Origin of the sequence: Bacillus haikouensis, from assembly GCF_013179555.1 — a bacterium.
Lineage (GTDB): Bacteria > Bacillota > Bacilli > Bacillales > Bacillaceae_B > Rossellomorea > Rossellomorea haikouensis_A.
The window spans coordinates 1-8286 of the sequence record NZ_JABMCR010000188.1 but is presented as its reverse complement, the minus strand read 5'-3'; the positions used below and the strand labels follow the sequence as shown (position 1 = coordinate 8286).

Annotated in this window: 9 protein-coding genes and 1 other RNA gene; 9 read left to right on the top strand and 1 reads right to left on the bottom strand. The window is 43.3% G+C overall.

The genetic code is table 11. The features are described 5' to 3' along the window. From HP456_RS16355 to HP456_RS16340, 4 genes are all read left to right on the top strand, one after another. Positions 1–829: histidine--tRNA ligase (locus tag HP456_RS16355; RefSeq protein WP_172253016.1), on the top strand; the 829-nt coding region annotated here is incomplete at its 5' end. Between the two features lie 33 nt (positions 830–862). Continuing rightward, the gene (gene aspS, locus HP456_RS16350; RefSeq protein WP_172253014.1) at positions 863–2635 is read left to right on the top strand and encodes an aspartate--tRNA ligase; all 1773 of its coding nucleotides are present in this window, start codon (positions 863–865) and stop codon (positions 2633–2635) included. Positions 2636–2699: 64 nt separating this feature from the next. After that, a non-coding RNA gene (gene ssrS, locus HP456_RS16345) (6S RNA) lies at positions 2700–2886 on the top strand. 600 nt (positions 2887–3486) lie between these two features. Continuing rightward, positions 3487–4251 (top strand): tRNA threonylcarbamoyladenosine dehydratase, encoded by a 765-nt coding sequence (locus HP456_RS16340; RefSeq protein ID WP_172253012.1) that lies wholly within the window; start codon positions 3487–3489, stop codon positions 4249–4251. Positions 4252–4296: 45 nt separating this feature from the next. On the opposite strand, the gene HP456_RS16335 is transcribed toward HP456_RS16340, so the two are convergent. Beyond that, positions 4297–4737: a hypothetical protein gene (locus HP456_RS16335; RefSeq protein ID WP_172253010.1), complete on the bottom strand. Its 441-nt coding sequence runs from the start codon at positions 4735–4737 to the stop codon at positions 4297–4299. A gap of 151 nt (positions 4738–4888) precedes the next feature. Between HP456_RS16335 and HP456_RS16330 the strand changes: the two genes are divergently transcribed. The 5 genes from HP456_RS16330 to HP456_RS16310 all read left to right on the top strand — a co-directional run. Beyond that, complete coding sequence (locus HP456_RS16330) at positions 4889–5665, top strand: hypothetical protein (protein ID WP_172253008.1); 777 nt, start codon at positions 4889–4891, stop codon at positions 5663–5665. 3 nt (positions 5666–5668) lie between these two features. Next, complete coding sequence (locus HP456_RS16325; RefSeq protein ID WP_172253006.1) at positions 5669–6031, top strand: GntR family transcriptional regulator; 363 nt, start codon at positions 5669–5671, stop codon at positions 6029–6031. Between the two features lie 24 nt (positions 6032–6055). Continuing rightward, positions 6056–6763, top strand: coding sequence for an ABC transporter ATP-binding protein (locus HP456_RS16320; protein WP_172253018.1), 708 nt, complete (start codon positions 6056–6058; stop codon positions 6761–6763). Then, a complete protein-coding gene (locus HP456_RS16315; RefSeq protein WP_172253004.1) occupies positions 6760–7686 on the top strand; it encodes an ABC transporter ATP-binding protein in 927 nt (308 codons plus the stop codon). Before HP456_RS16320 ends, HP456_RS16315 begins: the two co-directional genes overlap by 4 nt. After that, positions 7679–8286: ABC transporter permease (locus HP456_RS16310; protein ID WP_172253002.1), on the top strand; the 608-nt coding region annotated here is incomplete at its 3' end. The genes HP456_RS16315 and HP456_RS16310, both read left to right, overlap by 8 nt.

Genomic DNA, 8286 nt, shown 5'->3' with positions numbered 1-8286 from the left:
GGGCATTTACAAGGAATTAGGTTTAAAACAGTTAAAGCTTGTCATCAACAGTCTTGGGGATTCCGGAAGCAGAAATGCACACAGGGAGGCCCTGATCAATCACTTTAAGCCAAGGATAGGTGAGTTCTGCGGAGACTGCCAAAACAGGCTGGAAAAGAATCCATTGAGAATACTGGATTGTAAGAAGGACCGTGATCATGAATTGATGTCATCGGCTCCATCAATCCTTGAGTATTTAAATGATGAATCCAGAGAGTACTTTGAAAAAGTCCAGCGCTACCTGAGAGACATGGATGTGGAATTTGAGGTGGACCCCACTCTTGTGAGAGGGCTTGATTATTACAATCACACAGCTTTTGAAATCATGAGTAATGCTGAAGGCTTCGGAGCGATCACGACGCTTTGCGGAGGTGGCCGTTACAACGGGCTGGTGGAAGAAATCGGCGGACCGGAAACACCTGGAATCGGCTTCGCGTTCAGTATTGAAAGATTACTGTCAGCCTTGGAAGCTGAAGGAGTCAATCTTCCGATCAATGAAGGAATTGATCTGTTTATCGTTTCGCTTGGTGATGAAGCCAAGGATTATGCAGTGAAACTTCTTCACCTCGTCAGAAGGGAAGGGATTGTTTCCGAGAAAGATTATCTGGACAGGAAGCTGAAAGCCCAGTTCAAAGCAGCAGACCGATGCAAGGCGAAGTATGTTGCAGTGATCGGTGAAAATGAGCTTAAGGAAAACAAGATCAATCTGAAAGATATGGCAACAGGAGAACAAGAAGAGGTAAATCTTGATCAGTTCGTCGATAGAATGAGAGGAAAGTTAACCAAATAGAAGATGAAGGAATTCATCAAGGAGGAGAACAGGATGACAAAAAGAACAGCTTACTGTGGTGAAATAACAGAGGCATTCATCGGTGAAAAAGTGATCATCAAGGGATGGGTCCAGAAGAGGAGAGATTTGGGAGGCTTGATCTTCATCGATCTCAGGGACAGGGAAGGAATCGTGCAGGCGGTATTCAACCCCGATCTCTCAGAAGAAGCGCTCGCTCTTGCAGAGAAGATCCGCAATGAATATGTATTGAGTGTTACCGGTACCGTAGTGGAAAGAGGAGAAGGTACAGTCAATCCTAATTTAAGAACAGGAAAGGTCGAAGTCCAGGTTGAGAAGGTAGAAATCATAAACGAAGCAAAAACACCGCCATTTATGATTGATGACCAAATGGAAGTATCGGAAGATGTCCGTTTGAAATATCGCTATATCGATCTTCGGCGCTCTGTCATGGCTGATACCTTTAAAATGCGTCACAATGTAACGACGTCTTTCCGTTCATTCTTAAACGATAATGGATTTTTGGATGTAGAGACACCAATCCTGACAAAGAGCACTCCTGAAGGTGCACGCGATTATTTAGTGCCAAGCCGTGTTCATCCGGGAGAATTCTACGCGCTGCCTCAGTCTCCACAGATTTTCAAGCAGCTGCTGATGGTTTCCGGATTTGATCGTTATTATCAAATTGCACGTTGTTTCCGCGATGAGGATCTTCGTGCCGACCGTCAGCCTGAATTCACTCAGATTGATATGGAAATGAGCTTCATGGATAAAGAAGAAATCATCGCGCTTGTCGAAGACATGATGAAGAAACTGATGAATGATGTAAAAGGTTTAACGGTTGAAACACCATTCCCGCAAATGACGTATGACGATGCCATGAGCCGATATGGATCGGATAAACCGGATACACGCTTTGCAATGGAACTGATTGATGTGTCTGAAATCGTGAAGGATTCAGGGTTCAAAGTATTCTCCGGCGCGGTGGCGAATGGAGGACAAGTCAAGTTAATCAATGTTAAAGGGGCAGCGACGAACTATTCCCGTAAAGACATTGATTCATTGACCGAATTCGTTTCCCGCTACGGCGCAAAAGGGCTTGCCTGGTTGAAAGTAGAAGAAGAAGGCTTGAAAGGTCCGATTTCAAAATTCGTTACCGGGGAAGATGCGTCCCAGATTTCTGCTGAAACTGCTGCCGAGGCAGGGGATCTGCTTTTATTCGTTGCAGACAGAAAATCAGTTGTAGCGGATGCGTTGGGTGCTCTCCGTATGAAATTAGGTAAAGAGCTTAAACTGATCGATGAGAGCAAGTATAATTTCCTTTGGGTGACTGACTGGCCTTTGCTTGAGTTCGACGAAGATGAGAACCGTTATTATGCAGCACACCATCCGTTTACTATGCCAGTCCGTGAAGATATCGAAAAATTCGAGTCCAATCCGGCGGAGGTTCGTGCTGAAGCATATGACCTTGTTCTCAATGGATATGAACTGGGCGGGGGATCACTTAGAATCTATGAACGAGATATTCAAGAAAAGATGTTCAAGGTTCTGGGATTCTCCAAAGAAGAAGCAGTGGAACAATTTGGATTCTTATTGGAAGCATTCGAATATGGCACGCCTCCTCATGGCGGAATCGCTTTAGGATTGGATCGCCTGGTTATGCTGCTTGCTGGCCGTACGAACCTGCGGGATACCATCGCATTCCCTAAAACGGCAAGTGCAAGCTGTTTACTGACGGAAGCTCCGGGCAGTGTAAATGAAGCCCAATTAAAGGAATTATCTTTGTCGCTTGATTTGAAGAATGAGTAAAAATTCCTAATGGTAGTTCATTGAAAATTCAAAATTCTTATGGTATGATTTAAACAATCACAAACGAGTCCTGATGTGTACGACGTTAACCCTGACAGTTTTGACCGAACAATTAAAACTTTGGGAGTTTGTCGTTTCTGTTACGCGTTCATGCCTCTTCTGAGGACTAACAACTAGCAGAGCAAAGCACCCACCTGCCGAGAGCGGGTTCAAAACGAAGGAATCGCAGCGGCGGCACGATTGGGACTCGTTCATAAATCTTAAAACCTTATATGAGTATATAAAACCGGGCTGGAACGATGCCTGGTTTTTTTGGTCATTTTAAAGACAGATTAGGCTGATTTTGGTTTATGGTAAAACATGAAATTGACCATTTTTTAGAGAAGGTCGTTATGATTATATTTATTTTTGTATTAAAACTGGTTCAAGCTGTTGATTGGAGTTCAAGACGAATACTCTTGCGGGAGAAGCTGCTAATGTGAGACTTGTCCAGCTCCGGGGCTTAGAGGCACATGTCATAAGCCAAACCGACCAAGAAGGTAAAGAACGCCTTCATGTCCGGTTCGTCTTATGCCACCCGCCTCTGAGCAAAGCCCCTCCGCTTTTCGATTGTCCAGCTCCGGCGGCTAGCCCCTCGAGGTCATAAGCTAAATGGTCCAAGAAGGCAAAGGAGGCCTTCCCGGCCCATTCATCTTATGCTTATCGGGGCTGAGCGAAGTCTTGCAAGGGAAAAGCGGCGTTTAAAAGGCATCTGATTCATCAGAAAAGATTTCAAGTTGATTTTCCACCTGCTATCCTTTATTCTAATTCAGTATAAACCTAGACGAATACTTATAATGGAGTTGATTGAATTGCTACACCAGTTTTCCAGAAATGAATTAGCGATCGGAAAGGAAGGCCTCACTACCCTGAAAAACAGCACGGTTGCAGTGCTCGGAATCGGAGGAGTGGGTTCCTTTGCGGCAGAGGCATTGGCACGATCAGGTGTAGGACGTCTTTTATTGGTGGATAAAGACAACGTGGACATTACAAATGTAAACCGCCAGATCCATGCACTTCTATCCACTGTCGGGCAGCCAAAGGCAGATTTGATGCGCGATCGCATTAAAGATATTAACCCTGAGTGTGAAGTAATTTCACTGAAAATGTTTTATACCGAAGAAACATATGAAGAGTTCTTTCGTTACGGAATTGACTATGTAATTGATGCTTCTGACACGATTTCATATAAAATACATTTAATGAAAGAGTGCTTGAGAAGAGATATACCCTTGATTTCAAGCATGGGTGCGGCAAATAAAACCGATCCCACCCGTTTCCAGATTGCCGATATCAGCAAAACCCACACTGATCCGATTGCCAAGGTCATCCGTACCCGATTGAAAAAAGAGGGAATCAGGAAAGGTGTAACTGTGGTGTTCTCTGATGAAAGTCCGATTGTCATCCGTGAAGATGTACGTAAGGAAGTCGGCAAAGACGACGCGAAGATCAGGAAAGCACAGCTTCCTCCGTCATCCAATGCATTTGTCCCATCTGTTGCAGGATTGATACAGGCAAGTTATGTAGTGAATCAACTATTGAAGGATATCGAAATCAAAAGAGTAAAGGATAAATAGAGAGAGAAGGGCCAGTCTCATTGGACTGGCCTTTTTAATGTGGAATCAATGTATGGTAGGTTTTTTGGACGTACACTCCGAATAGTTCTCTGCTTCCTTGATTATAGACATTAATTGCCGAAGCTTCTTCTGTTGCTCCGAAAGCTTTGAATACCTTTCCTTCAATCTCTTCTGAACGAGAAGGAGCTCGTGTTTTTCTTTTTTTAAGATTTTATTTTCCTCTAACAGCGTTTTCTGCTTTCGAGTCCTGTCATTTAGAAAATGGATGCAATCTTCGAGATTGATATCAGAAGGCTTACTGGATATGGATAATTTATTTCTGTTCGCATAATAGTGGTGGGAGCAAGTGGCCGGAGTTCGGTTTATTTTTGCAGAAACTTCTTCAAATGCTGCTTTTTTTGAAAGTCCTTTATCCATATAAGACTGGACGATTTCCATTAGTAGCATCTCCTCTGATTCTTTCCAGCCTCTTTTCGAAGATTTCATTCGTCCTCACCCCTCCATCTGGTCTTTCCTATAGCTTTACACAACCATCAAAATAAATGAACCCATTTTTTGTTAATAAATGATTGACTGATATTCGTGTTTTAGTGTACTATCTAACTAGAACACTAAAACACTTTAGGGAGTGTGGAATATGAGTGCTTTTAAAGGCCTTCTATGGAAAGATTTTCACATATCAAGAATTTGGTTTTACGGATGGATCGCCATTATTTTATTTATCTACGCACTGGGGCTGATTCTTGGCAGGGTGAGTGGGGAACCGGCAATTGTGATCGTGTTCATTATCATGCTTGGAATCTTTCACCTGGCTGTGATGCCGGTCATCGTTTTCTCCATGCTCAGGATGGAGGGGAAGACACAGCTATGGCTTCACAGTCCCCAAAGTGGATTTAAACTTATCATTCCCAAGCTGATCATGGCCATTATTTATTCAACATTGTCTTTTTTGCTAGTGGATATTCTTGGGGCAGTCAGTTTAATGAGTCTGCCGGAAGGAACGTTTTTTCCATATTTGCCCGTCAAAGAGGGGATTTTATTCAATCTTGGAATCACTGTCGCAGCGTTTAACTTTTCAATTTGGATATTCTTTTTTTGGACCTTTTACCATGCACTGGGAAAATTCCCTGCCATAAAAAACATTAGGTGGCTATTCATTATAGGGTTCATCGTTGTCTATCAGGGTATCACAGCGATATTAATGAGCATTAAGTGGGTGCAGAGGCTGTTTGAATCATGGACGATCAAGATACCTGAAGGGCTTGCTTTTACAGCGGGACAAGGGAATGCAGGTGTGAGGTTTTATGATGAGGGCATTCCATTTCCTGTTCTGCCTTTCGCATTTGAAGGACTCGTTATGATCACTCTGTTTATTATTTCCTGCCGGTTATTAGACCGTAAAGTAGAGGTGTGAGGAATGACGGAAGAATATACAGCATCTAAACCGATATACGTTCAGATTGCAGACCGTATCGTTCGGGAAATCGTAAGAAAGGAATTGCGGCCGGGAGAAAAGCTCCCATCAGTCAGGGAAATGGCGATTCAATCCGGGGTGAATCCGAATACCATTCAAAGGACTTACAGTGAGTTGGAAAGGATGGAGATTGTGGAGACAAGGAGAGGGCAGGGAACCTTTGTAACGGAAAATCAAGAGATGCTTTCAGTAATGAATGAAAAGGTTCAAAGGGAAATAGTGGAGCAATTCATCAGAAACATGAAAGAACTTGGCTTTTCCAAAAACCAGATGATTGAAAGCCTTGAGAAGTTTCAGGATGAATAGAAGAAAAGGGGGGGGAATATGAATATGATCCGTTTTCACAATGTAACCAAGAAATACGGTCACGAGACTGCTCTGGAACATACGTCGATTCAGTTTAAGAAAGGAAAAATATACGGTCTGCTTGGACCGAATGGAAGCGGTAAATCGACCACTTTGAAAATGGTTGCCGGTCTTGTGCTTCCAAGCAGCGGGGAAGTGATGTTCAAAGGCATGCAAGTAACCAGGAAGATAGCTGACAAAGTTTCATATCTGACTGAACTGGATATGTTTTATGAAGCATTCACGGTTGAAGGTATGATCCGCTTCTACGCTTCTCAATTCGAAGACTTCGATTTAGAAAAGGCAAATGAACTGACAGCGTTCATGAATCTGGATGCAAATAAAAAAATTAAACATTTATCAAAGGGAAATCGCGGAAGATTGAAACTTATTCTGACCTTGTCACGTAATACAGAGGTACTTCTTTTGGATGAACCGTTTTCAGGATTGGATCCGATGGTTAGGGATTCTATCGTGAAGAGCTTGATTTCATATATCGATTTCGGAAATCAGACGGTGATCATCGCCACGCATGAAATTGATGAGATCGAAGCGATCCTGGATGAAGCATATATCATCCATGACGGAAAGATCGAGGGACATTGCGAGGTGGAGAAGCTGAGAGAAGAGGAAGGTTTATCGGTTCTGCAATGGTTGAAAAAAACAACAGCTGGAGGGAAAAGAGAAGAATGAATACAATTGTGAAGTTACAAAATGTATCAAAGGTCATTAAAGGAAAAAAGATAATAGATGATCTTTCCTTTGATGTGTTCGAAGGTGAAGTATTTGGATTTCTTGGTCCGAATGGAGCGGGAAAGACGACCACCATCAGGATGATCGTGGGATTGATGAATATCACTGAAGGAGACGTTGTCATCTCGGGCAAGAGCATCAAAAAAGATTTCGAAGGAGCGATTGCTTCGGTTGGAGCGATTGTCGAGAATCCCGAGCTTTATAAATTCATGTCAGGATATAAAAACCTCCAGCATTTCGCCCGTATGCAAAAAGGGATTACGAAAGAGAGGATAAATGAAGTTGTCGAATTGGTCGGCTTGACAGACAGGATCCATGATAAGGTAAAAACGTATTCGCTTGGTATGAGACAGCGTTTAGGACTCGCCCAGTGCCTGCTGCACAGACCGAAAATCCTTATTCTGGATGAACCGACGAATGGTCTGGATCCTGCCGGTATCCGTGAAATACGTGCTTACATCAGGAAGCTTGCACAAGAACAGGGGATGGCTGTCATTGTCTCAAGTCACCTGCTTTCCGAAATGGAAATGATGTGCGACAGGATCGGAATCATCCAAAAAGGGAAACTGGTCGATGTGCAGAATGTACGTGATTTTGTGGATGGAGAGGAGCTCGTTTATCAATTTGAAGTGGATGATGAGAAGAAGGCAAATGAAGTCATGAACGTCTTCACGCCTGCCCTTCCATTCGAAGTGAAGGGCAACAAGCTGCAAGTGGGGCTAATGAAGGAACAAGTCCCTCAGCTGATTAAATCATTCGTAGAAGATGGAGTGGAAATTTACAGTGTTATGCCGGTAGCAAAAACATTGGAAGACCGCTTCCTGGAAATCACAAATGAGAAAGGAGAAGTACTGCATGCTTAATCTGATAAAGAATGAGTGGATGAAAATATTTAAGCGGGTCGGCACTTATGTGATGCTTGGTCTGCTGATCCTTGTCATCGGAATCGTCGGAGCGTTTGAGAAATATGAGGATTCCAGAGCGAAGGATACAGAGAATTGGAAGCAGGAGCTTTCCATGCAGGTAGAAGGGGATAAGAAGGCATTATCCGAAGGGCAGATGGATCGTTTAAGCACTTCGATGATCGAAAGAAACATTGCCCTCAACGAGTACAGGATTGAAAACGATATTGCACCGAAAACAAAAGAAACAGTATGGACCTTTGTAGAAACGAATGGTTTTGCAGTGACGCTGGTCGGCCTATTCGCCATCATCGTCGCAGCAGGGATCGTCGCCAGTGAATTTTCATGGGGAACAATTAAGCTCTTATTGATTCGGCCGATTTCCAGAACGAAGATTTTGATTTCGAAATATATTACAGTCATCCTGTATGGGGGGACGCTGCTTGGAGTTCTTTTCGCCGTATCCTTCCTGGTTGGACTGATTCTCTTCGGTGGCACAGACCAATCCGTCCATCTTGCTTATATCGACGGTAAAGTCGTCGAACAGAACATTGTCGGATA

Excerpts from the sequence above, each read along its gene's own strand:
- aspS (WP_172253014.1), top strand. The coding sequence starts at position 863 with ATGACAAAAAGAACAGCTTACTGTGGTGAAATAACAGAGGCATTCATC.
- HP456_RS16335 (WP_172253010.1), bottom strand. The coding sequence starts at position 4,737 with ATGAAATCTTCGAAAAGAGGCTGGAAAGAATCAGAGGAGATGCTACTA.
- HP456_RS16330 (WP_172253008.1), top strand. The coding sequence starts at position 4,889 with ATGAGTGCTTTTAAAGGCCTTCTATGGAAAGATTTTCACATATCAAGA.
- HP456_RS16325 (WP_172253006.1), top strand. The coding sequence starts at position 5,669 with ATGACGGAAGAATATACAGCATCTAAACCGATATACGTTCAGATTGCA.
- HP456_RS16320 (WP_172253018.1), top strand. The coding sequence starts at position 6,056 with ATGATCCGTTTTCACAATGTAACCAAGAAATACGGTCACGAGACTGCT.
- HP456_RS16315 (WP_172253004.1), top strand. The coding sequence starts at position 6,760 with ATGAATACAATTGTGAAGTTACAAAATGTATCAAAGGTCATTAAAGGA.